The sequence below is a fragment of the Streptomyces sp. NPDC001728 genome (assembly GCF_040297565.1).
Taxonomy (GTDB): domain Bacteria; phylum Actinomycetota; class Actinomycetes; order Streptomycetales; family Streptomycetaceae; genus Streptomyces.
The window spans coordinates 70,573-93,430 of sequence record NZ_JBEOZK010000015.1 but is presented as its reverse complement, the minus strand read 5'-3'; the positions used below and the strand labels follow the sequence as shown (position 1 = coordinate 93,430).

Sequence of the window (22,858 nt, the reverse complement as noted above, 5' to 3'; positions counted from 1 at the left end):
CGCGCGTCCGGGGGTGACTGACCGTCGCCTTGGGCTGCCTCCGCGTGTTCTCTCCGTCGTGCGGTCCGCCGTGAGCGACCATACGGACGCCGCGTCGCGCGCTCGACACCGAAGACGCAGCCGACACCGGTGGCGCAGCCGGTGCCGGGACGGGCGGCCGGCGGACGGAACCACCGCGACAGGAAGAAGGACGGACGTGTCCGGCAGCGAGAGCGAGAACCCGGCAATCCCCTCCCCCACCCCCACGGATACCCGGCCCAGGACGAACCGCGACTGGTGGCCGAACCAGCTGGACCTCCAGGTGCTCCACCAGCACTCGCCCCTGGCCGATCCCATGGACGAGGGCTTCGACTACGCGACGGAGTTCGCGACCGTGGACGTCGAAGCCCTGAAGCGGGACGTCATCGAGGTGATGACGGCTTCGCAGGACTGGTGGCCCGCCGACTACGGCCACTACGGGCCGCTGTTCATCCGGATGAGCTGGCACGCAGCGGGCACGTACCGCATCGAGGACGGGCGGGGCGGCGGCGGCTCCGGTGCGCAGCGGTTCGCGCCGCTCAACAGCTGGCCGGACAACGCGAGCCTCGACAAGGCGCGCCGTCTGCTGTGGCCGGTGAAGCAGAAGTACGGCCGGAAGCTCTCCTGGGCCGACCTCCTGGTGTTCGCGGGCAACTGCGCCATGGAATCGATGGGGTTCAAGACCTTCGGCTTCGGGTTCGGCCGGGAGGACATCTGGGAGCCGGAGGAGGTCTTCTGGGGCCCCGAGAACACCTGGCTCGGCGACGAGCGCTACCGCGGCGACCGGGATCTCACCGGCCCGTTCGGCGCCGTGCAGATGGGTCTGATCTACGTCAACCCCGAGGGCCCCAACGGGAATCCGGATCCGGTCGCCGCCGCCCGGGACATCCGCGAGACCTTCGGCCGCATGGCGATGAACGACGAGGAGACGGTCGCGCTCATCATCGGCGGCCACACCTTCGGCAAGTGCCACGGCGCGGTCGACCCCTCCTGTATCGGTCCGGAGCCCGAGGCCGCCCCCCTCGAGCAGCAGGCCATCGGCTGGCGGAACACCTGCGGCAGCGGCAAGGGCGCCGACGCGCTGACCAGCGGCCTGGAAGGCGCGTGGACCTCCGAGCCGACGAAGTGGGACAACGGCTACCTGGACAACCTGTTCCGCTACGACTGGGAGCTGACGACGAGCCCGGCCGGCGCCCAGCAGTGGACGCCCACGGACGCCTCGGCCCAGGGCACCGTGCCCGACGCCCACGACCCGTCGAAGCGGCACGCGCCCATGATGCTGACGACGGACCTCTCGCTGAAGCTGGACCCGGTCTACGGTCCGATCGCCAAGGGCTTCCACGAGAACCCGGAGCGGCTCGCGGACGCGTTCGCCAAGGCCTGGTACAAGCTGCTGCACCGTGACATGGGACCCGTGTCGCGCTACCTCGGCCCGTGGATCCCCGAGCCTCAGCTGTGGCAGGACCCCGTCCCCGAGGCCGGCCACCCGATGGTCGGCGACGCCGAGGTCACCGCGCTCAAGAGCGCGGTCCTGTCCTCGGGGCTCTCGCTCGCCCAGCTGGTCACCACCGCCTGGGCGGCGGCGGCGAGCTTCCGCGGCACCGACAAGCGCGGCGGGGCGAACGGCGCCCGCATCCGGCTCTCGCCGCAGAAGGACTGGGAGGTCAACGACCTTCCCGAGGTGGCCCAGACCGTGCGGACCCTGGACGGGCTCCGCCAGGAGTTCGACGACGCGCAGTCCGGCGGGACGCGGATCTCGCTCGCCGACATGATCGTCCTGGGCGGCTGCGCGGCCGTCGAGCAGGCGGCGCGGAACGCCGGGCACGACATCACCGTCCCGTTCTCCCCGGGCCGTACGGACGCCTCGCAGGAGCAGACCGACGTCGAGTCGTTCGCCGTGCTCGAACCCCGGGCCGACGGCTTCCGCAACTACCTCAGGGCGGGCGAGAAGCTCTCGCCGGAGACGCTGCTGCTGGACCGTGCGAGCCTGCTGACGCTCACCGCCCCCGAGATGACGGTCCTGGTCGGCGGCATGCGGGTCCTGGACACCGGTTTCGCGCGCTCCCGGCACGGTCTGTTCACGGACCGGCCGGGGGCGCTGACGAACGACTTCTTCGTGAACCTGCTGGACATGGGCACGGAGTGGAAGCCGTCGACGGCGACCGAGAACGTGTACGAGGGCCGGAACCGCGCCACGGGCGAGGTCCGGTGGACGGCCACCGCCGCCGACCTCGTCTTCGGCTCGCACTCCCAGCTCCGGGCCCTCTCGGAGGTGTACGGGTCCCAGGACGCGGGAGAGAAGTTCGTCCGCGACTTCGTGGCGGCATGGGACAAGGTCATGAACCTCGACCGGTTCGACCTCGCCTGAGAGCGCCGCTCGGATCGTAGACCGCTGATCCGGTCCGAGAGCGGTGCTCTCGACTGAGGCAGACACTCCGGCCCGAGACCGCCGCTCAGGGTCGAGATCGGCGCTCCGAGTCGAGAGCAGTGCCCCGGTCGGCCGTATGTCGGCCGGCCGGGGCCGTGCGCTCACGGGGTCACGGGTTCACGGGCCCCGCTCGTGGGGGATCCTCTCCCCCCTCTTCGACGGCGACGGGGAGCCGGTTCTCGGCCGGCGGCAGCGGGCAGGTCGCGAAGTCGGTGCAGGCGCAGGGCAGGTTGGTCGCGCGGGCCGTGGCTCGCTGCACGGGGAGGCCGCTCGCGCCGAAGACGACGACGGGTCCGTACGGGGTTCCGCACGGGTCCGTCCGAAGGGCGAGCTCAGGGTGCGCCGGGGGCGCGGTGGTCGCGTGGGCGACGGCCGACTGCCGGGACGAGGGCCTCGCTGTCAGCCGGAACAGGACGTGGTCGTGACGCGCACGTAGTCCACGTGTCGGCGCGTCACGAGCGGGGTCATACGACCAGCAAAGCACAACTCCCGCACCGTCGTGCGGTGTTCTTCCCGAATGGACGATCCCCTAGACGCCGTCGTCCGGGTCCCCTAGACGCCGTCGTCCGGGGCGGGCGTCCCGGCCGTGCGGCGGAAGGCGGCCCGGTGGGCGCTGGGCCGGTGGCCGGTGTGGCGGGCGAAGAGCGCGGCGAAGGTACCGGGGTCCTGGTAGCCGACGGCCGCGGCGACGGCGGCGACGGTGCGGTCGGTGGTCTCCAGGAGGTGGCGGGCGCGGCGCACCCGGGAGGCCTGGAGATGCGCGAGCGGGCTGCGTCCGGTCTCCTCGGCGAAGCGGCGCAGCAGGGTGCGGGTGCTCACCCGGAAGGCGTCCGCGAGCGCGGCGAGGTCGTAGCGCTCGGCAAGGTTCTGGTCGAGGCGCCGCATGACCCGCCGGGAGAACTCCCGGCCCGGCTGAGGGAGGAGCCGGGGGTCGACGTACGGGGTCTGGGAGGTCCGGGCGTCGTCGACGAGGGTCAGGCGTGCGGTGCTACGGGCGACCCGGGCGCCGCTGTGCCGGCGGATCAGGTCCATCGCGAAGTCGTACATGGCGCTGAAGGCGGCCGTGGTGGTCACCCCGGCGTCGGTGACGACCAGGTGCTCGGGCCGTACGTCGGCCTCCGGGCAGCGCCTGGCCAGTTCGTCCGCGTGCAGCCAGGAGGTGGTGGCCCGGCGGCCGTCGAGGAGCCCGGCCTCGGCGAGCAGGTACGCGCCGACGCAGAGGGAGACGACGGCGGTGCCGCTCGCGGCCTGCGCGCGGATCGCCGCGATCTCGGGGGCGAGCCGGACGAGCCGTTCGTCGAGGTCCGCGTCCAGCCGGAGTTCGAAGCCGGGGACCACGAGGACGTCGACCTCGCGCAGCGGCCGTACGTCCAGGACCGCGCCGCCCGAGGCGGTGACCCGGCGGCGCGGCGAGACGACCGTCACCCGGTAGCCGGGCGCGTCGGGCCCGTCGATGTGCCCGGCCATCGTCAACAGGTCGGGGACGCCGAACACTTCGGAAGCGAAGCAGTCCGGGTAGGCCAGGATCCCGATGCGCAGCGCGCCCGCACCGGCGTCCGCCGGTACGAGGTCCGCCCCGAGGCTCTCCCTCACCTGCCGGGTCGTCTCCACCATCGCCCCTGCCTCCTGCTCCACGGCCCCGGCACCGAGCCCGTGCCGCTCGGCTCCCCCTCGCGTGGCGAGATTACCCCCGACCCAGGCGATCCCGCCCCTCACGCGGCGGGCGGCCCCGGGGCCAGGCTGACCGCATGAGAGAAGACGATCCGATCGACGACTTCACCCGCCGGGGCATGACCGTGGAGGGGGTGGAGAAGACCGTGTACGTGGCCGGGGCGGGGCCCGCGGTCGTGGTGCTGCCCGAGATGCCGGGCATCAGTCCCGACGTGCTGCGGCTCGCACGCTGGGTGCGGGACGCGGGCTTCACCGTCCATGTGCCCTCCCTGTTCGGGACGGACGGCGCCTTCCCCACGGTCGAGGGCGGTCAGGAGGTCGTCCGCCGCGCCTGTGTCAGCGCCGAGTTCCGGGCCTTCGCCGGGGGCGGCACCAGCCCGGTGACCCGCTGGCTGCGCGGCCTCGCCCGTCAGGCCCACGCCGCATGCGGCGGGCCGGGGGTGGGCGCGATCGGCCTGTGCTTCACCGGCAACTTCGCGCTCACCATGGCCCTGGAGCCTTCGGTGATCGCGCCGGTGGTCAACCATCCGTCGCTGCCGCTCGACGATCCCGGCGGGCTCGAACTAGACGAGGCGGACGCGCGCGCGGTGCGCGACCGCCTCGCCCGGGACGGACTGACCGTCCTCGCCTACCGCTTCGAGGGCGACCGCTGGTGCACGGGGCAGCGTTTCGCGGCCTATCGAGCGCTGCTCGGCGAGGCCTTCGACGGGCGCGTCCTCCCGGACGGCGCCGCCAACCCGGCGCCGCCGCCGTTCTTCGGCGAGGTGGTCGGCGCCCCGCACAGCGTCGTCACCGCCCACCTGGTCGACGAGGCGGGCCATCCCACGGTCCGGGCCCGCGACGAGATCCTGGCCTTCCTCGCCGACCGCCTGCACCCGCACGGACTCCCGGGACCGTCCCGGGAGCCGGCCTGATCCGGAATACAGGCCTAGCGACCCTGGAGCGCCTTGACGTTGTCGCCGAACGTCCAGCCCTTCGACCCGTCCCAGTTCGCCGACCAGGTCATCAGGCCCTTGAGCCCACCGCCGTAGTGGTTCCAGGCCTGGGCGACCGCGGACGGTGCCATGTGGCCGCCGCCCGCGCCGGGCTGCGCGGGGAGGCCGGGGACCTGCTTGTCGTACGGCACCCGGATGGTGGTGCCCTGGATCACGAGGCCCTTGTTCAGACAGTCGGTCTGCGCGACGAACCCGGCGACGGTCCCGGCGGAGTACGAGTCGCCCGAGCAGCCGTACATGCTGCCGTTGTAGTACTGCATGTTGAGCCACCACAGGCGCCCGTTGTCCGCGTACTTCTTGACGATCGGCAGGTAGGCGCCCCAGATCGAGCCGTAGGCCACACTGCCCCCGGTGACGTACGCGGTCTCCGGGGCCATCGTCAGCCCGAAGCCCGCGGGCATGCGGGCGAGGACGCCGTCGACGATGTGCACCAGGTTGGCCTGGGAGGTGGAGAGGGTGCCGATGCTGCCGCTGCCGACCAGGCCGGTCTCGATGTCGATGTCGATCCCGTCGAAGTTGTACGTCTTCAGGATCGGGACGACGGTCTCGATGAACCGGTCGGCGACGGCACGGGAGCTGAGGTCGATCCCGGCGGCGGCGCCTCCGATCGACAGCAGGAGGGTCGCGCCGGCGGCCTTGGCCCGGCACATCTCCGCCGGGGTGGCGACCCGCACGGTGCTGTCCATGCCGTCCTCCCACAGCACGGTGCCGTCCGAACGGATCACGGGGAAGGCGGCGTTGATGACGTTGTAGCCGTGGGCGGCGAAGCGCGGATCGTCGATGGGAGCCCAACCGAAGGGCGGGTGGACGCCGTTGGCAGCGCCGTCCCAGTTCTCCCAGTACCCCTGGAGCACCTTGCCTGCGGGCTTGGGCTTGAGGGCGCAGGTCTCCGCCGCTGTATCGGACGCGGAGGACCCGGCGGAGGCGAGGGGCGCTGAGGGTGGGGACGACGTGGAGGCGGAGGCGGGGGCCGCGAGGGCCGGGGCGGCGAGGGCGGCTGCCGTGAGCAGGGCGGTGAGACCCGCTCCGAGGACACGGGGGATCCGGAGGCCAGGCATGCGTGCTCCTTGGGACGTGGGGGGGTCCTAGGCATGGCGCGCGTTCCAGCAGACCGTAAGTTGGTCCAGACCTTTCGTCAACCACCCCGGAGAGCCCTTGCCCCCGCCGGACGGCCCCACGGCGGACGGGCAACAAAAAGGGCAAGGAAGTCAGGGACTCCTCGCCACTCTCAAGATATAGCACAAGGGGGGCCTTGCGGCAAGGCCCCGGCCATGGGTCAGAATCTGCGGGCAAAGCCACCACCTGCGAAGTTCATCGATTCGCGGAGTATGTGCCCTTGCGGACCAGACGACTTCTCGAACGGGGCCTTTCTCATGATCGACGTGATCGTTGCCGGTGGCGGGCCGACCGGTCTGATGCTGGCCGGCGAGCTGCGGCTGCACGGTGTGGAGGTGCTGGTCCTCGAGAAGGAGACGGAGCCGACCGTGCAGTCCCGCGCCCAGGGGCTCCATGTCCGCAGCATCGAGGTGATGGACCAGCGCGGCCTGCTGGACCGGTTCCTCGCGAACGGTCGGCAGATCCGGGCCGGTGGGTTCTTCGCCGGACTCGCCCCCGAGTGGCCCGAGCACCTGGACACCGCGCACTCGTACGTCCTCGCCATCCCGCAGGCCGACACCGAGCGCCTGCTCACCGAGCACGCCGTCGAACTGGGCGCCGAGATCCGGCGCGACTGCGAGCTGGTCGCGCTGAGCCAGGACGCCGACGGGGTGACCGCCGAGCTGGCCGACGGAACGCGGCTGCGCGCGCGGTACCTCGTCGGCTGCGACGGCGGCCACAGCACGGTCCGCAAGCAGCTCGGTGTCGGCTTCCCCGGCGAGCCCTCCCGCGTCGAGACCCTGCTCGGGGAGATGGAACTCGACGTCACGCCCGAGGAGCTGGCCGCCACGATCGCCGAGGTCCGCAGGACCCAGCAGCGGTTCGGCGCCATGCCGCTCGCGGACGGGGTGTACCGCGTCGTCGTGCCCGCCGAGGGCGTCGCCGGCGAGCGCGGTGCCACACCGACGCTCGACGAGTTCCGCGAGCAGCTGCGGGCGTTCGCCGGAACCGACTTCGGCGCGCACTCGCCGCGCTGGCTCTCCCGCTTCGGCGACGCCACCCGACAGGCCGAGCACTACCGGGTAGGCCGGGTGCTGCTCGCCGGCGACGCGGCGCACGTCCACCCGCCGACCGGGGGGCAGGGGCTCAACCTCGGCATCCAGGACGCGTTCAACCTCGGCTGGAAGCTCGCCGCCGAGGTGACCGGCTGGGCGCCCGAGGGACTTCTCGACAGCTACGAGTCCGAGCGCCACCCGGTCGCCGCCGACGTGCTCGACAACACCCGCGCGCAGATCCAGCTGATGTCGACGGAACCGGGCCCCCGGTCGGTGCGCCGGCTCCTCACGGAGCTGGTGGCCATCGAGGAGGTGAACCGCTACCTGATCGAGAAGATCACCGCCATCGCTGTCCGCTACGACCTCGGCGAGGGCCACGAACTCCTCGGCCGGCGTCTGCGGGACGTGGAACTCAAGGGCGGCCACCTCTACGGGATGACGCACGCCGGGCACGGACTGCTCCTGGACCGGACCGGCCGCCTCTCTGTGACGGGCTGGGAGGACCGGGTCGACCACGTCGTCGACGCCGCCGAGGAACTCGACGTACCGGCGGTGCTGCTGCGCCCGGACGGCCACGTGGCGTGGGTCGGCGAGGACCAGGCGGACCTGAACGCCCACCTGCCCAGGTGGTTCGGCGCGCCCAGCACCTGGTAGTCCCGAGGTCTCGGCGTAAGGAGACGCGCCGGAGGGCCGGACCCGTCGGGCGACGGGTCCGGCCCTCCGGTCGGGGGCGTCCGGTCAGACCCGGTCGGCCGCGATCAGGACGTACTGGAAGGAGCCGTCCTTGTACGACTCGATGAACGCCTCCTCGATGCCGGTGACCAGCGACGACGTGGCACGCAGCTCCCAGTACGGCAGCGTGTCGGGCGTCAGGTCGATGACGGCCTGCGGGACGAGGCGGTTGTCCGCCATGGCGCGCAGGTACTCGCGGCGGGAGTGGATGTTGCACTCGAAGTGCGCGTTGATCTGGGAGACCCACTTCGAGGGCTGCCCGTAGCGCGGGTTCCAGCAGCCGGTGATGGTCACGTAGCGGCCACCGACCTTGAGGAAGCGCGCGTGCTCGGCGAAGAGGTCGTCGAGGTCGACGTACATGGTCGACTCGTTGTTCCACGACCCGGCGACGGTGCCCTTCTCGAAGGGCGTGTCGAGCATGTTGCAGACCTGGGCGCGGACGTGGTCGTCGATGCCCAGCTCCTTCGCGCGCCGGTTGCCGAAGTCGGCCTGCGTGGAGGAGAGGGTGACTCCCTCGACCTTGCAGCCGAAGCGCTGGTGGGCCATGACGCTCGAACCGCCGCGACCGCAGCCCGCGTCCACCAGTGTGTCGTCCCGCCCGATGGTGCCGAGGTTGTCCAGGAGGACCTCGGCCTGCGCGGACTCCAGGCGGTGCAGCTCGGCGATCAGCTTCTTCTCGTACTCGCTGTCCTCGGTGTCCCCGAGCGCGGCGTGGTCGACGGCGCCGATGCCGTAGTGGTGGTGGTAGAGCCCGTCCACATCACCGAGGCGCAGGTTCACCGGCCTGGCCTCGGCGTTCCAGTAGCGGGCGATGTCACCCTGGTACGGCGTCGCCGGGGACGGGACGAACGCGGAAGTACCGTTGAGAGTGGTGAACTCGGTGCTGGTCACAGATGATTCCGTTTCTTACCAGAAGTCGGGCAGGCTGTAGCGATAGGTGTTGGTCTGGTGCCAGTAGTGGTTGCCGTCGACCCACACGGCGACTCCCCGCAGGAAGCGCAGCACGCTCGGGACGGGGCAGGCCTCGGCGAGGGCGGCGGCTTCGGCCTCGAAGCCGCGCATCAGGTCGTTGTGGACCTCGACGGCCTTGAGGTAGCCGTCCCGGTCGGAGAGGCCCTCCCGGTCCGCGATCACCACGGGCAGGTTCAGATGGGTGCCGGGACTGGCGAGTTCCTTCATGTACGAGTAGAGGTCGTTCACGATGGTGGTGGCGTTCCCGGCCAGGGCGAGGACGCGCTGCATGGCCGGCTGGGCGTGCAGGTCCGCCGGCAGTTCGTAGCCGCCGACGGTGTCCGTGATCGTGGGGCAGGGGCGGAAGTTGTTGAACTGGCGCATCGCCAGGTACTCCCACACCTCCGGCACGTGGTCCGTCTCGGACCAGGCGGCCTCCGCGAGATAGCCCATGTGGAGCCGGGCCATGTCGTGGCGGAAGCGGTCGGCCTGGGAGGGGGTGGACTGCTTGACGAAGTAGTCCATGGCGGAGCGGTACGCGCGGCGCGGGGCATCGGCGTGGAGCGACTCCGCCCACCCGGGCTCGTACTCCCTCGTCGTGTGCAGGGGGTCGAGGGCGGTGTGGGCGAGGAGCAGCCGCCCGCCGAGTCCGATGGGCGAGCCGCCGTGGTCCTCGCAGTAGCAGTCGTCGACGGCGTTCTCGGCGACCATCAGACGGGTGGCGACCATCAGGTGCTCGACCGTCGGGGCGTCCGGGTGGCAGGCCACCATGTAGCGCCCGACGGAGAAGCCGTCGAACTCGCCCTCCCAGTCGTCGGGGTAGAGCTGCACCTCGTCCAGGGCCCAGGCCTTGATCCTGCGGCTGACCTCGTCCACCCTTACCGGGTCCGGCTCGGCGACGGGGTGGAAGTAGAGGCCCGGGATCGGGCGGCCCTGCACCGGGGCGGCGGGCGCCGGAGGCTCCGGCGCGGCCGGTGCCTCCGGGCGCCGGGCCAGGGACAGGGCCGCCGTGCCCAGTCCGGTGGGTCCGCTCAGGACCCACGCCGGGGCGGGGGCCCCCGGCGCGGATACGTCGACGGCCTCGGCCGACGGGGCGGAGACGACGCCCGGCGTGGCCGGGGCGGCCGTCGTCGGCGTGGCGACGACGGACCCCTCCCCCACGGGCGTCGCGGTCTTGAACTGGGCGAGCACATGTGCCCCGAAGTGGGCCGCGGCGGAGGGCAGGCTCGACTGCAGAGGGGAAGGCCCGGGTTCGGGCATCCTTGACTCCTCGGTGAGATGGGTGGACTGTCCCGGACCCCGGGCACTCTCGGCCGGCCCGGGAAGATCCGGACTGTCACGGCCGCCGCGGCGGCCGGCGGGCGTCTCCGTCAGACAGGCCCTAGTCGCGCCTGCGGGCGATCTGCACGTTCTCCAGCACGCCCAGCGCGTTGGGCACGAGGATGGCGGCGGAGTAGTAGGTGGTGACGAGGTAGGACATGATCGCCTGCTCGCTGATGCCCATGAAGCGAACCGAGAGGCCGGGCTCGTACTCCTCCGGGAGGCCGGTCTGACGCAGGCCGATGACGCCCTGGTTGTCCTCGCCGAGACGCATCGCGAGGATCGAGGTGGTGTTCTCCTGGCTGATGGGGATCTTGTTGCACGGGAGGATCGGGACCCCGCGCCAGCTCGGGACCTGGTGCCCGTCGAGGTCGACGGTGTCCGGGTACAGCCCGCGGGCGTTCCACTCGCGCCCGATGGCCGCGATGGCCTTGGGGTGGGCGAGGAAGAGCTTGGTGCCGCGGCGGCGGCAGAGCAGCTCGTCGAGGTCGTCCGGGGTGGGCGGGCCGGAGTGGGTCTGGATCCGCTGCTTGAAGTCGGCGTTGTGGAGGAGGCCGAACTCGCGGTTGTTGACGAGCTCGTGCTCCTGGCGCTCGCGCAGCGCCTCGACGGTGAGCCTGAGCTGCTCCTCCGTCTGGTTCATCGGCCCGTTGTAGAGGTCGGCGACCCTGGTGTGGACCCGCAGGACGGTCTGGGCGACGGAGAGTTCGTACTCGCGCGGCTTGAGCTCGTAGTCGACGAAGGCGCCCGGCAGCGCGACCTCGCCGGTGTGGCCGGCCGACATCGCGATCTCGGCCTCGCCGTGACGGTTCTGCCGCTGGAGCGGCAGCGAGCTGAACTCCTGGAGGTGGGCCTGCAGGCCCGGCGCCGAGGCCTGGACGGCGGCGAACTCGGCCCGGGAGAGGGTGAGCAGCGTGCCGGAGGTCTCGGCGGTGGCGGTGTAGTCCCATCGGGCGTCGGCGTCCAGAAGGGCGTTCTCACCGAACCGGTCGCCGTCGGCGAGCACGGCCACGGCCACGGCGTCGCCGTACTTGCCGACCGAGGTCTGGTTGATCCGGCCGTGGGCGATCAGGTAGATCTCGTCGGCGGGCGTGCCGCGCTCGACCAGTACCTCTCCGGCGCTGAAGTCGCGCTGGACGCAGCGGCCGGCCAGGGCGTTCAGCACGTCCTCGTCCTCGAAGCCGCGCAGCAGGGCGAGTTCGCCGAGCTCGCGCGGGATGACCCGGACGTGGGCGCCGTCCTGGACGAACTCGATGCGCCCGTCCCCGACGGTGTAGCTGAGCCGGCGGTTGACCCGGTAGGCGCCACCCTTGGTCTCCACCCAGGGGAGCATCCGCAGCAGCCAGCGGGAGCTGATCTCCTGCATCTGGGGCGCGGACTTGGTCGTGGTGGCGAGGTTCCGGGCAGCCGCGGTGCTCAGGCTGGACTGCTTCGGCGCGTCCAGCTGTGCTTCCGGGCTCGTGTCAACGCTCATGGGGCGGGCTCTCCTTGGGAGGGGGGTGTTGACGGGCACATGGCTGTGCCGGGTCGGAATGAGGAGAAAGGGGGAGGAATCTCTGGGAATCCGTCCAGATCCCGGGGAACAGTAACGGCCGGTGACCGCCGTACACCCCATCAGATCGAGGGCATTACCTCGAAACGGCGATCTTGCTCCGTAAGAGGTTTAAGCGGGCGAACAGCGGTATTCGGTCGGCTTGGCCGAGAGTTCACCGATACACGGGCGCACACGGCGAGTTCGCACACCTACGGATCCGGCCGCCCCTCCGTGGAGGGACGGCCGGATCGGGGTGGGCGGGGCTCCGCCACCGCCCGGAGAACCCGCTTGTCAGCGGGCCACGCGGGGAAGTCCGGTGACGCTCATGACCAGAGAGTAGAGGGAGCTGGTGGCCGTGATGAACATGCGGTTGTTCTTCGGCCCGCCGAAGGTGATGTTGGATACCGGCTCGGGCACCCGCAGCCGGCCGATCAGGGTGCCGTCCGGGTCGTAGCAGTGGACGCCGTCCTCGAAGGCGGCGGCCCACAGCCGGCCCCCGTCGTCGAAGCGGATGTTGTCGAAGCCGCCCTGGGCGCGCTCGGCGAAGACCGTGCCGTCGGAGAGGGTGCCGTCCTCGCGCACGTCGAAGGCGCGGATCCGGCGGCCCCGGGTGTCGGCGACGTACAGCCGTCGTTCGTCGGGCGAGAAGACGATGCCGTTCGGACCGCCGAAGCCGTCCGCGACGCGGCGCACCTCGGCGGTGACCGGGTCGATCCGGTAGACGTCGCAGCTGCCGATCTCGCTGTCGGCGCGGTGGCCCTCGTAGTCGCTGGCGATGCCGAAGTCCGGGTCGGTGAACCAGATCGAGCCGTCGGTGCGGACGACCGCGTCGTTCGGGCTGTTGAGGCGCTTGCCCTCGAAGCGGTCGGCGAGGACGGTCACGCGTCCGTCGTGCTCGGTACGGGTCACCCGCCGATTGCCCTGCTCACAGCTGATCAGCCGGCCCTCGCGGTCGAGGGTGTTGCCGTTGACGTGCCCCCTCGAAGTCGAGGGAGAGCGTCACGCGTGAGCGCTCGCCGTCCTCCAGCGGCGTGATCGTGCCCCGGATGTCGCCGCGCACCGGTCCGTCGATGCCGTGCACGCGCCAGGACCGCGGCGGGTCGAGTTCGATGACCTGCATGGTCGAGGTCATCACCCGCGGCCCGAGCCGCCGGGTGACCGCGACCTTCGAGCCGACCGCCAGGGGTTCGTGCCCGATCCGGCGGACCGAGACCGCGCTCTCCTGCCACTCGGGCAGGTGCTCGGGGTCGGTCACGTAGGAGAAGACCTCCGTCGGCCGCCGGGAGATGCCGATGGTTTCCGTGATGACAGGCATGTTGCCCTCTTCGTCCCACAGGAGTCCCCGCCGGTACGTGTTTCTCGGCGCGTCCCTCGAAACCTCCCCCGACGCGGGGCTCGTCGGCGCTTCGTACAAACGGTCCCACGGACGGGGAGGGCCCGGCAACGGGCGGCGGGGCGTCGCGGGGATCCGAGCAGGGGTACTCACGCCGGAGCCGGTCTGCGGCGGGACCATGGCGCCAGACCGGGGAATCGGTACGGCAGGGGGCGGCCAGCCGGGAGAAGGGCATCAACGGCTCCGGGGAGCGGGACGGTGAGGCGCGGCGCATCGCCCGCGTGATGCTGCGGGCGGCCGTCGCCGGGCATGCGGTGACAGCCGTCGTGGCGCTCGGCGTCGCCGCCGCGACGGGCCGCGGGGCGGGCTACTGGTTCGCCGGGTTCTTCCTCCTGAGCACGTTCTACCGGCCGGCGGGCGCGTACTTCGGACAGTTGCGGCGCAGGCTCCGGGCGCTGCTCAGGGAAGTGACGTTCCCGCGCGACGACGTGGTGGCGCCGACGGGCCGGGTGGCTGCCCTGGAGAACGGGGCCACGGTCCTGGACGCCAAGGCCGAGGAGCAGTACCGGGCCCTCGCGGAGCTGCGCCGTACCGTGGACGCGGTGGGGCTCTCCCCGCACGGCCGCGCCGACGACACCGACCGGCGGATCGAAGCGCTCGGGCGGGAGTTCGAAGCGACGGTGAACCGGCTCGCCGACAACGGTGAGATCATCTCCGGCCTGAAGGACTTCCTGAGACTTCTCCGGGCCACCGACGCGCGGGACGTCGCACCGAGCACGGCGGTGCACGGCCAGTGAGGGGGTGGAGTCACCCGCTTGCCGGTCTCCAGCTTGACGCTAATGTCGATATATAGGCCAGATGTGCATCCTCGTTCCCACCGCTCGCGAGCGGTGGGAAGGGGAGTGCGAAAGGAGCCTCCCATGACCCGTACATTGCGGGGCGCGATAGCCCTGGCCGGGGCCACGGCCTTCTGTCTGGGCGCGGTGGCGACCAGCGGGGCGGCCCAGCCGGGCGCGGCCCCGGCACGGCAGGGCGAAGTGAAGATCGGCCTGCTGCTGCCGGAGAGCAAGACCACGCGGTACGAGAAGTTCGACCGGCCGTACATCGAGGCCAAGATCCAGGAACTGGCTCCCGGGGCGCACGTCGATTACTACAACGCGGCCGAGAGCGCCACCACCCAGCAGCAGCAGGTGAACACGGCGCTCGCCAAGGGCGACCAGGTGCTGATCCTGGACGCCGTGGACGCCAAGTCGATCCAGTCCTCGGTACAGAAGGCCCATGACGCGGGCGTGAAGGTCGTGGCGTACGACCGTCTGGCGCAGGGTCCGGTCGACTCGTACGTCTCGTACGACAACCACAAGGTGGGCGAGCTCCAGGGCAAGGCCCTCCTCGCCGCGCTGGGCGACAAGGCCAAGAGCGGCGAGATCGTGATGCACAACGGGTCGCCGACCGACCCGAACGCGGCCGAGTTCAAGGCCGGCGCGCACTCGGTGCTGGACGGCAAGGTGAAGATCGGCAAGGAGTACGACACACCGAACTGGGACCCGAACAACGCCAACCAGCAGATGTCCGGCGCCATCAGCGCGCTCGGCAAGGACAAGATCGTCGGCGTCTACTCGGCCAACGACGGCCTGGCGGCCGGTATCGCCACCGCTCTGAAGGCGGCGGGCATGAACGTGCCGCTGACCGGCCAGGACGCGCAGCTCGACGCGATCCAGCGCATTCTGCTCGGCACCCAGACGATCACGGTCGAGAAGCCGTACAAGCCGGAGGCGGACATCGCGGCGACCATGGCCGTCAACTTCGCCCAGGGCAAGCCACTGCCGGCCGACCTGACGCCCACGACCGTCACCAGCGGCAGCGGCCAGAAGGTCCCGGCCACCCTGCTCACGCCGATCGTGGTCGACAAGGGCAACATCAAGGACACGGTCGTGAAGGACGGGCTGTACACCGTCGCGGAGATCTGCACTCCGACCTATGCCGCGGCCTGCAAGGACGCCGGACTCCAGTAGCCGGTCCGCCGGCCGGCCCCGGGTGCCGGCCGGCATCGGACGCCGGGCACCAGCAGCCGTCGGCCGCGAGCGGTCGACGCACGTCTCCAGGAGGCGGTTCCCTTGCCGGAGTCACCCGTGCTCACCCTGCGGGGAATCTCCAAACGGTTCGGCGCCGTCCAGGCGCTGCAGGGCTTCGACCTGGACGTGCATCCCGGTGAGGTGGTCGCGCTGGTCGGCGACAACGGCGCCGGCAAGTCCACCGCCGTCAAGGCGATAGCCGGGGTGAACCCGCCCGACGCGGGCGTGATCACCTGGGAGGGCCGACCGGTCTCCATCAGCCGGCCCCACGACGCCCAGAACCTCGGCATCGCCACCGTCTACCAGGACCTGGCGCTCTGCGACAACCTCGACGTGGTCGCCAACCTGTACCTGGGCCGCGAGCTGCGCCGCTTCGGCGTCCTGGACGAGGTGCGGATGGACCAGCGGGCGCGCGAGCTGCTCGACACGCTGTCGATCCGCATCCCGAGCGTCCGTATCCCCGTCGCCTCGCTCTCCGGCGGTCAGCGCCAGACGGTGGCCATCGCGCGTTCCCTGATCGGGTCGCCGAAGGTGGTGATTCTGGACGAGCCCACCGCCGCGCTGGGCGTGGAGCAGACGGCCGAGGTCCTCGACCTGGTCGAGCGGCTCCGCGAGCAGGGTCTCGGGACGATCCTGATCAGCCACAACATGGTGGACGTGATGGCCGTCGCGGACCGCATCGCGGTGATGCGCCTCGGCCGGAACAACGGCTTCTTCGACAAGCGCTCCACGACCACCGAGGAGATCATCTCCGCCATCACCGGGGCCACCGACAGCGCCGTCACCCGCCGCAAGGCCCGTAAGCGGGAGGAAGAGCGATGAGACGCGACCGGGGCAGCGGCCCCTCCGGCACCGACGACGCCTCCCGCGAACCGGCGTCCGGTGCCGTGCCGGCCGTCGACACCCGTCTCCTCGTCCGCGAGGAGGGCATCAAGGGGTACGTCGACGAGTTCCGCCGCAAGATGCGGAGCGGAGAGCTGGGTTCGCTGCCCGTCGTCCTGGCCGTGATCATCATCTGGACGGTGTTCGGCAGCCTGAACAGCACCTTCCTCTCGGCCCAGAACCTCTCCGACCTCAGCCAGCAGATCGTCGGCACCGGCATGATCGCCGTCGGCATCGTCTTCGTGCTGCTGCTCGGCGAGATCGACCTCTCGGTCGGATCCGTGAGTGGTCTGTGCGCGGCGATCTTCGCCGTGCTCAACGTCATCAACGGCATGAACCAGTGGCTGGCGCTGCTCGTCGCCATCGCGGGCGGCGCGGCCGTCGGGCTCATCCAGGGGTTCTTCTTCGCGAAGGTCGGCGTGCCGGCCTTCGTGGTCACCCTCGCGGGCAATCTCGCCTGGAACGGGCTGATGCTCCAGGTGCTCGGCAGCAGCGGCACGGTCAACATCCCCAACGAGAGCATCGTCTCGAAGCTCTACTCGACGATCTACCACAGCCCGGCCGCCGCCTATGTGGCGGCGGCCGTGGGCGTCGGACTGTTCCTGGCCGCCTCGCTGCTGGACGCCAACCGGCGCCGGAGGGCCCGGGTGCCGTTCCGGCCGGTCGCCGAGATCGTACTGCGTACGGTCGTGCTCGCGGCGATCGCGTTCGCCGCCGCGTACATCCTCAACCGGTACCAGGGCCTGCCGCTCGCGCTTCTCATCTTCCTGATCCTGCTGGTGCTCCTGGACTTCGTGCTCCGGCGCACCATGTACGGCCGTCGGATCTTCGCCGTCGGCGGCAACATCGAGGGCGCGCGCAGGGCGGGCATCAGCGTGCCGTTCGTGCGGATGACCGTGTTCTCGATCGCCGGGACGATGGCCGCGATCGGCGGCCTCTTCCTGGCGGGCCAGATCCAGTCGGCGAGCCAGACCTCGGGCGGCGGCAACCTCCTGATGAACGTCATCGCCGCCGCCGTCATCGGCGGCACGAGCCTGTTCGGCGGCCGGGGCTCCGTGTGGTCCGCGCTGCTCGGCGCGCTGGTGATCGGGTCCATCCAGTCGGGCATGAACATCATGGGCGTCAGCAACGCCGTCCAGTTCATGATCACCGGCGCGGTGCTGCTGGCCGCCGTGGTCGTCGACTCCTTGTCCCGCCGAACCCAGAAGGCAGCGGGGCGGGCGTGACGGAAGGGGTGGGGTGCGCGGCCGGTGGTCGGAGCGTGCGTGCCAGGCGGGCCCTTCCTACGCCACCTAGAGTGTGTCGTCCGCCGAGTCCGGGGAGCCGGGGCCGATACGCAGCTCGAAGTCGCCGTCGTACTGCTCGTGGCCCGCGATCACGGCGAGTTCGACGACCTCGACCCCCACCTCGCCGCGCACGATCAGCGGGTCCCTACGCAGGTCCCGCATGAGGGCCACGCACATGCCGATCATCACCAGGACGAACGGCGCCGCCACCAGGATGGTGAGGTTCTGCAGGCCCGCGAGGGCGTCGCCCTGCCCGTCGCCGATCAGGAGCATGATCGCGGCGACCGCCCCGGTCACCACACCCCAGAACACCACGACGAGGCGGGCGGGTTCGAAGGCGCCGCGCTGGGAGAGCGTGCCCATGACGATCGATGCGGCGTCGGCGCCCGACACGAAGAAGATCCCGACGAGGACCATCACGAGCAGACTCATCGCGCCGGCCGTCGGGAACTCCTTCAGCACGGCGAAGAGTTGCCCCTCGGGGGTGGCCTCCCCCGCCAGTTCGCCCCGCTCGCTGAGCTTCATCGCCGTACCGCCGAAGATCGCGAACCACACGAGGCTGACGGTGCTGGGGACCAGGATGACCCCGCCGATGAACTGGCGGATGGTCCTGCCCCTGCTGATCCGGGCGATGAACATCCCGACGAAGGGCGTCCAGGAGATCCACCAAGCCCAGTAGAAGACCGTCCAACTGCCCAGCCAGCTATGGATGTTCTGGCCGCTGGTCGCCTCGGTGCGACCGGCCAGCTGGGCCAGGTCACCGACGTACGCGGCGATGGAGGTGGGGAGCAGATCGAGCACGATGATGGTGGGGCCGGCCACGAAGACGAAGACGGCGAGCACCGCCGCCAGCACCATGTTGATGTTGGAGAGCCACTGGATGCCCTTCTCCACACCGGACACCGCGGAGAGGACGAAGGCCACGGTCAGTACGGCGATGATGGCGACGAGCAGCCCGGTGCCGGCCTTCTCCATCCAGCCCAGTTCCTCGAAGCCGCTGCCGATCTGGAGCGCGCCGAGCCCCAGCGAGGCCGCGGAGCCGAAGAGCGTGGCGAAGATGGCCAGGATGTCGATGAACCGCCCGGGTCCGCCGTACGCCCGCCGCTCCCCCATCACCGGGACGAACACCGCGCTGATGGTCTGGCGGCGGCGCCGCCGGAACGTCGAGTACGCGATGGCGAGTCCGACGACGGCGTAGATCGCCCATGGGTGGAGCGTCCAGTGGAAGAGGGTGGTGGCCATCGCGGTCCGCATCCGCTCCGCCGAGTCGGCGGGGTGGGTGCCGGGCGGCGGAGTGCCGTAGTGGGCGAGCGGCTCGCTCACTCCGTAGAACATCAGGCCGATGCCCATGCCCGCGCTGAACATCATGGCGATCCATGACACCGTCCGGAACTCCGGCCCCTCGCCCTCGTGGCCGAGGGCGATCCGGCCGTAGCGGCTGATGGCGAGCCACAGCGCGAAGACGACGAAGCCGGAGGCCGCGAGCATGAAGGCCCAGCCGCCGTTGCGGATCAGCCCGTCGAGCAGGCTGCTCGACGCACTCTCCAGGCTGTCCGTGGCCGTGGCACCCCAGACGACGAACGCCACGGTGAGGACGGCGCTGACGCCGAACACGATCCGGTCGGTGCGGGCGTGATGGTGGTGATCGGGGCGGCAGGGGAGGTCCGCCGTGACCGGCAGCCCTTCCCTGCCACCCCGTTCGGCACCGGTTCGGCGCCCGTCCGGCCTCTCGTCTTCCTGCGACACAGATGACACCTTTCGCGACAATGTGGCATTTCATCACATACATGACGATGTCTCTGCAAGGCAGTACCACAGGCGGGGCCGAACTCCAGGGATCAACAGGCCTCCGGGGCTTGACGGGCGGGGAACCGGAACCCTCCCCCTCAGGGCTACGGCGACCAGAACACGGGGGCCGGGGCGAAGAGTTCACGCATCCAGTAGGCGCTCGCCTCGGCGCATCCGGTCGTCGGGGTTCCGGGGAAGAGGCGGAACCACGAGGCCGCCCGGCCGATGGCGGCGAGGCGGGTGGCGAGCGCCACCGCGCGGCGCAGCTCCGGAAGGGAGTGACCGAGACCGGTCCACGGGTCCAGGTACGCGTCGCGCAGCCGGTGCGTGTACGCGGCGCCGTGCCGCTCCCGCACGGCGCGCGCGGGGATCAGGAGGCTGGCGAAGGGGTGGGCGACAAGGGCGTCACCCCAGTCGAAGAACGAGAAGCGGCCCGGCGCGGGGGCCAGGACCTGGGCGTCGTGCAGGTCGCAGTGGTCCAGCGAGTCCGGGACGCCGTACGCGTCGAGTTCCGCGCACCAGTCGAGCAGTCGGGGCCGCTGTTCCCGAAAGGCGGTCCGGGCGGCCGGGTCCAGGCTCGCGTTGTCCTCGACGAGGCTGTCGAACAGAATGGGCAGCGCGGCGGTTCGGGCGCGCGGCACACCGAGGGCGGCCAAGCGGTCCGCGTAAGGGATCAGCGCCCGCTGCATGCGCGCGTACTGACCGAGCGCCCGCGTCCAGTCTTCCGCACCCGCGCCGCCCGCGTCGAGGACGTGCCGGAAGAGGGGCCCACCCTCGGGGAGGAGGATCCAGCCCTGCCCGGCGTCCACCGCCAACGGCGTCACGACGTGCTCGGGCACCCACTCGGCGAGCGCGCCGCCGAGTGCGGCCTCGAACGCGGCGGCCGGAGCACTGGCCTTGAACCACACCGCGTCCCGTTCTCCGGCTCCGGTCCGGAACCGCACGATGACCGACCAGGGCCTGACCCGGACTTCGCGGGGTCCGGACTCGCGCAGGCCGTGCCGGGCGAGCTCCCGCTCGGACCAGCCGAGGGCGGCGGCCCGCCAGGCCGCGTCCTCCCAGGGGGTGACCGCGTCCGCGAACCGACTCCGGTCGACCGTCATGGAGATCTCATGTGACATCGGATGATTCGACCACCGGGGGGCGTGGGGGGCACGCGAATTTCGGCGGGAGTAGGGGGAGGTGGGCGGACCGGGAGTGGGAGTGGGCGCGAGTGTCGCGATGCCCACGGCTCGCAGACGGCTCGCGGTCGGCTCGACGTATCCTCGGCCCGGGCACCCCAACGCGTACGGAAGAGGTCGGAACAGGTGGCGGACAGAAGCAGGAACGGCTCGCCGGCCGGGACCCCGCCCCAGAGCCGGCCGCAGCCCCAGCCCCCGGTGTCGCTCGGAACGCGCGCGCGCGAGGCGGTCCTGCAGCGGATCGTCGACCGGCGGTACGCGCAGGGCGCGCGTCTCGTCGAACGGGAGGTCGCCGAGGAACTGGGCATGTCCCGCGTACCGGTGCGCGAGGCACTGCGCGCGCTCGTCACCGAGGGCCTCCTCGAACTGCTCCCGCACAGCGGGGTTCGCGTGCGACGGCTCGAACGCCTCGACGTGGAGCATCTTTACGAGGTGTGGGAGCCGCTCGCGGTCCAGGCGTCCCGGCTCGCGGCACGGGCGCGTGCGGCGGGCGACGACCAGGGACTCGCTGTCCTCGCGGCCACGCTCCACCAGGCGGAGTCAGCGGCGGCGGCGGACGAGGGGACGCGCGAGGTGGCCGCGCACACGGCGTTCCACGAGTGCGTCGTGGCCATGTCGGGCAATCCGCTGCTCGCCCGGACGATGGAGCAGCTGAGCTGGCAGCTGCGGCTGGTGTTCGGCCTGCGCGAGGAGCCCGCGCACATGCGGGCCCAGCACGCCGAGATGTACCGGCACATCGCCGCCGGGGACGCGGAGGCAGCGGCGGCGAGCACGCTGCTGCACGTACGGGACAGCAGGGCCGTGGCTCTGCGCTCCCTCTTCGGGGACGCGTCGGGGGCGGACTCGGGGGACGCGTCAGCGGAGATCTCGGGCGACGCCCCCGGAGACGCCTGAGGGTATTCGTATACCAAGACGGGTGTCCAGGTAGCGCCGACGCTGATCCCAAGGGAATGGAACGGGTGTTTCCGCATCTCCTGCCCATCACCCTTGTCCGCCACCTTGGGCTTGGTATACAAAACAGGGAAGCCGTCGCCCCCCTCCCCAAGGAGCACCCATGTGCGTCGAAGCAGTTCCGCCGCCCTCCAGCAGGTTGACCCGTCGCGGCGTCCTCGCGGGAGCGGCTGCCCTCGCCGGCACCATGGCCTCGGCAGGCCCTGCGGCGGCCTCGGCCGGGTCGGCCGACTCCACAACCTCGGGGGACGACGCGACGACCTCCGCCCAGCACGCCGCCGGCGCCCCGGCGCGCGGCGGGAACCTCGTCATCCAGGGGGGCATCCTCCTGGACCCGGCGACCGGTGAGGTCACCGAGGACGCCGTCGTCGTCATCGTGGACGGCACCGTGCGCGCGGCGGGCCGTCGCGGCCGTGTCGGCGTGCCGCAGGGTTCCGAGGTACTCGACGCGGACGGGCGCTGGGTCCTGCCGGGTCTGGTGGACGCGCACATCCACCTCAGCACCGCGGCGGAGGCCCGCGACGCGGTCGTCAGGGGTGCGACGAGCGCGCGCAGCGGATCGACCTCGTTCTACCAGGACATCGCCGTCCGCGAACTCGCCCGGCACAGTCCGGCGCTCGCGCCCCGTCTGAGGGCCGCCGGGGTCTTCGTCACCCCGAATCTCGGTGACACGGTGCTCGCCGACCCCGACCTCACCCCGCTCGCCCGGCTCAAGGACGGTGTCCGCTCGGCCGAGGCCCTGCGGCGCGTGGTCGAGGTCAATCTCGCCCGTGGCGCGGACGTGATCAAGACCCGTGTGAACGAACGCGCCGGACTCCCCGAGCAGGATCCGCTCGCCCAGGTGTACTCGTACGGCCAACTCGCCGAGATCGTCGCCGCGGCGCGTCGGCGCGGCAAGGGCGTCCTCTGTCACGGCTACAGCGAGAAGGGCTGCCACGACGCCGTCACGGCGGGCATCCGGTCCCTGGAGCAAGGCGCCTTCGTCGGCGAGCGCACCCTGCGCGAAATGCGCCGCCGGGACACGTACTTCACCCCCACGCTGACCGCCATCGCGGGCCTCGCCGAGTCGACCGACCCGGTCCTCGCGGAACGGGGCCGCACCTATCTGCCGGTACTGAAGCGAGCCGTCCTCGCCGCGTACGAGCTGGGTGTTCCGCTCGCCGCGGGTACGGACTCGTCCGGCGGCACGGTGGACCCGATCGGCGGCGAGGTCGCACTGATGCACGCGGCGGGCCTCCCGGCGCTCGACGCCATCCGCACCGCGACGACCGGCGCCGCCCGCCTCCTGGGCCTGGCAGACACGGCCGGTCGCCTGGCCCGCGGCTACGCGGGCGACGCGATCCTGCTGTCGGGCGACCCGCTGAACGACGTCACGGTGCTGAGGCAGCCGGTGGGGGTGGTGCGGGCGGGGGTGGTGGTGTGAGGCGCGATCGGTCCAACCTAGACCTGCTCGCCGAGGTGCGTAGGGCCCCAATTGGGTGACGGCTTCACGCCCTGACACGAACCACCCGGTCACAGGGCGGACTTGGCTCCTGCCCAGTGGTGGCAACCCCCAGCCACAGCTCT

General features: G+C 71.3%; 17 protein-coding genes and 2 pseudogenes. 9 read left to right on the top strand and 10 right to left on the bottom strand.

The window, feature by feature from the left end; genetic code table 11:
- Positions 1–196 precede the first annotated feature (196 nt).
- Complete coding sequence (gene katG, locus ABT154_RS22410; protein ID WP_351858597.1) at positions 197–2,386, top strand: catalase/peroxidase HPI; 2,190 nt, start codon at positions 197–199, stop codon at positions 2,384–2,386.
- A 177-nt stretch (positions 2,387–2,563) separates the two neighbouring features.
- On the opposite strand, the pseudogene ABT154_RS22405 reads toward katG, so the two are convergent.
- Together ABT154_RS22405 and ABT154_RS22400 are read right to left on the bottom strand one after the other, a co-directional pair.
- A pseudogene (locus tag ABT154_RS22405) lies at positions 2,564–2,687 on the bottom strand (DUF1684 domain-containing protein); the annotation flags it as partial.
- Positions 2,688–2,998: 311 nt separating this feature from the next.
- Complete coding sequence (locus ABT154_RS22400; RefSeq protein ID WP_351858596.1) at positions 2,999–4,060, bottom strand: GlxA family transcriptional regulator; 1,062 nt, start codon at positions 4,058–4,060, stop codon at positions 2,999–3,001.
- Positions 4,061–4,194: 134 nt separating this feature from the next.
- On the opposite strand from ABT154_RS22400, the gene ABT154_RS22395 reads away from it, so the two are divergent.
- Complete coding sequence (locus tag ABT154_RS22395; RefSeq protein ID WP_351858595.1) at positions 4,195–5,031, top strand: dienelactone hydrolase family protein; 837 nt, start codon at positions 4,195–4,197, stop codon at positions 5,029–5,031.
- Between the two features lie 14 nt (positions 5,032–5,045).
- Here ABT154_RS22395 and ABT154_RS22390 read toward each other — a convergent pair whose 3' ends face one another.
- Positions 5,046–6,170: a chitinase gene (locus ABT154_RS22390; protein WP_351858594.1), complete on the bottom strand. Its 1,125-nt coding sequence runs from the start codon at positions 6,168–6,170 to the stop codon at positions 5,046–5,048.
- Between the two features lie 315 nt (positions 6,171–6,485).
- On the opposite strand from ABT154_RS22390, the gene rox reads away from it, so the two are divergent.
- Positions 6,486–7,916, top strand: a complete 1,431-nt coding sequence (gene rox, locus ABT154_RS22385) for a rifampin monooxygenase (RefSeq protein WP_351858593.1) — start codon at positions 6,486–6,488, stop codon at positions 7,914–7,916.
- 84 nt (positions 7,917–8,000) lie between these two features.
- Here the strand turns inward: rox and ABT154_RS22380 are convergent, their stop codons facing one another.
- The 5 genes and pseudogenes from ABT154_RS22380 to ABT154_RS22360 form a co-directional block, all read right to left on the bottom strand.
- Complete coding sequence (locus tag ABT154_RS22380; protein ID WP_351858592.1) at positions 8,001–8,885, bottom strand: geranyl diphosphate 2-C-methyltransferase; 885 nt, start codon at positions 8,883–8,885, stop codon at positions 8,001–8,003.
- Positions 8,886–8,900: 15 nt separating this feature from the next.
- Positions 8,901–10,205, bottom strand: a complete 1,305-nt coding sequence (locus ABT154_RS22375; RefSeq protein WP_351858591.1) for a family 2 encapsulin nanocompartment cargo protein terpene cyclase — start codon at positions 10,203–10,205, stop codon at positions 8,901–8,903.
- A gap of 121 nt (positions 10,206–10,326) precedes the next feature.
- Complete coding sequence (locus tag ABT154_RS22370; RefSeq protein WP_351858590.1) at positions 10,327–11,739, bottom strand: family 2B encapsulin nanocompartment shell protein; 1,413 nt, start codon at positions 11,737–11,739, stop codon at positions 10,327–10,329.
- A 351-nt stretch (positions 11,740–12,090) separates the two neighbouring features.
- Positions 12,091–12,777 (bottom strand): annotated as a pseudogene (locus ABT154_RS22365) (SMP-30/gluconolactonase/LRE family protein); the annotation flags it as partial.
- Positions 12,725–13,114 carry an SRPBCC family protein gene (locus ABT154_RS22360; RefSeq protein ID WP_351858589.1) on the bottom strand — a complete coding sequence of 130 codons (390 nt, stop codon included), beginning with the start codon at positions 13,112–13,114 and terminating at the stop codon, positions 12,725–12,727. The gene ABT154_RS22360 and the pseudogene ABT154_RS22365, both read right to left, overlap by 53 nt.
- Positions 13,115–13,413: 299 nt before the next feature.
- Between ABT154_RS22360 and ABT154_RS22355 the strand changes: the two genes are divergently transcribed.
- From ABT154_RS22355 to ABT154_RS22340, 4 genes are all read left to right on the top strand, one after another.
- On the top strand, positions 13,414–13,929 hold the full coding sequence (locus ABT154_RS22355) for a hypothetical protein (RefSeq protein ID WP_351858588.1): 516 nt from the start codon (positions 13,414–13,416) through the stop codon (positions 13,927–13,929).
- Between the two features lie 123 nt (positions 13,930–14,052).
- The gene (locus tag ABT154_RS22350) at positions 14,053–15,144 is read left to right on the top strand and encodes a sugar ABC transporter substrate-binding protein (protein WP_351858587.1); all 1,092 of its coding nucleotides are present in this window, start codon (positions 14,053–14,055) and stop codon (positions 15,142–15,144) included.
- A gap of 102 nt (positions 15,145–15,246) precedes the next feature.
- Complete coding sequence (locus ABT154_RS22345) at positions 15,247–16,026, top strand: ATP-binding cassette domain-containing protein (RefSeq protein WP_351858586.1); 780 nt, start codon at positions 15,247–15,249, stop codon at positions 16,024–16,026.
- Entirely contained in the window at positions 16,023–17,312 is a 1,290-nt protein-coding gene (locus tag ABT154_RS22340) for a sugar ABC transporter permease (RefSeq protein WP_351858585.1), read from the top strand. The genes ABT154_RS22345 and ABT154_RS22340 overlap by 4 nt, the downstream gene beginning before the upstream one ends.
- A gap of 66 nt (positions 17,313–17,378) precedes the next feature.
- Here the strand turns inward: ABT154_RS22340 and ABT154_RS22335 are convergent, their stop codons facing one another.
- Positions 17,379–19,118, bottom strand: a complete 1,740-nt coding sequence (locus ABT154_RS22335) for a BCCT family transporter (protein ID WP_351858584.1) — start codon at positions 19,116–19,118, stop codon at positions 17,379–17,381.
- A gap of 146 nt (positions 19,119–19,264) precedes the next feature.
- Positions 19,265–20,281: an aminoglycoside phosphotransferase family protein gene (locus tag ABT154_RS22330; RefSeq protein WP_351858583.1), complete on the bottom strand. Its 1,017-nt coding sequence runs from the start codon at positions 20,279–20,281 to the stop codon at positions 19,265–19,267.
- A gap of 186 nt (positions 20,282–20,467) precedes the next feature.
- On the opposite strand from ABT154_RS22330, the gene ABT154_RS22325 reads away from it, so the two are divergent.
- Both ABT154_RS22325 and ABT154_RS22320 read left to right on the top strand, forming a co-directional pair.
- A complete protein-coding gene (locus ABT154_RS22325) occupies positions 20,468–21,235 on the top strand; it encodes a GntR family transcriptional regulator (protein ID WP_502969563.1) in 768 nt (255 codons plus the stop codon).
- 160 nt (positions 21,236–21,395) lie between these two features.
- Entirely contained in the window at positions 21,396–22,715 is a 1,320-nt protein-coding gene (locus ABT154_RS22320; RefSeq protein ID WP_351858581.1) for an amidohydrolase family protein, read from the top strand.
- The last annotated feature ends 143 nt before the right edge of the window (positions 22,716–22,858 follow it).

Coding starts and splice junctions, on each gene's coding strand:
- ABT154_RS22395 (WP_351858595.1), top strand. CDS start 4,195: ATGAGAGAAGACGATCCGATCGACGACTTCACCCGCCGGGGCATGACC.
- ABT154_RS22400 (WP_351858596.1), bottom strand. CDS start 4,060: ATGGTGGAGACGACCCGGCAGGTGAGGGAGAGCCTCGGGGCGGACCTC.
- ABT154_RS22340 (WP_351858585.1), top strand. CDS start 16,023: ATGAGACGCGACCGGGGCAGCGGCCCCTCCGGCACCGACGACGCCTCC.
- ABT154_RS22360 (WP_351858589.1), bottom strand. CDS start 13,114: ATGCCTGTCATCACGGAAACCATCGGCATCTCCCGGCGGCCGACGGAG.
- ABT154_RS22390 (WP_351858594.1), bottom strand. CDS start 6,170: ATGCCTGGCCTCCGGATCCCCCGTGTCCTCGGAGCGGGTCTCACCGCC.
- ABT154_RS22350 (WP_351858587.1), top strand. CDS start 14,053: ATGACCCGTACATTGCGGGGCGCGATAGCCCTGGCCGGGGCCACGGCC.
- ABT154_RS22375 (WP_351858591.1), bottom strand. CDS start 10,205: ATGCCCGAACCCGGGCCTTCCCCTCTGCAGTCGAGCCTGCCCTCCGCC.
- rox (WP_351858593.1), top strand. CDS start 6,486: ATGATCGACGTGATCGTTGCCGGTGGCGGGCCGACCGGTCTGATGCTG.
- ABT154_RS22330 (WP_351858583.1), bottom strand. CDS start 20,281: ATGTCACATGAGATCTCCATGACGGTCGACCGGAGTCGGTTCGCGGAC.
- ABT154_RS22370 (WP_351858590.1), bottom strand. CDS start 11,739: ATGAGCGTTGACACGAGCCCGGAAGCACAGCTGGACGCGCCGAAGCAG.
- ABT154_RS22320 (WP_351858581.1), top strand. CDS start 21,396: ATGTGCGTCGAAGCAGTTCCGCCGCCCTCCAGCAGGTTGACCCGTCGC.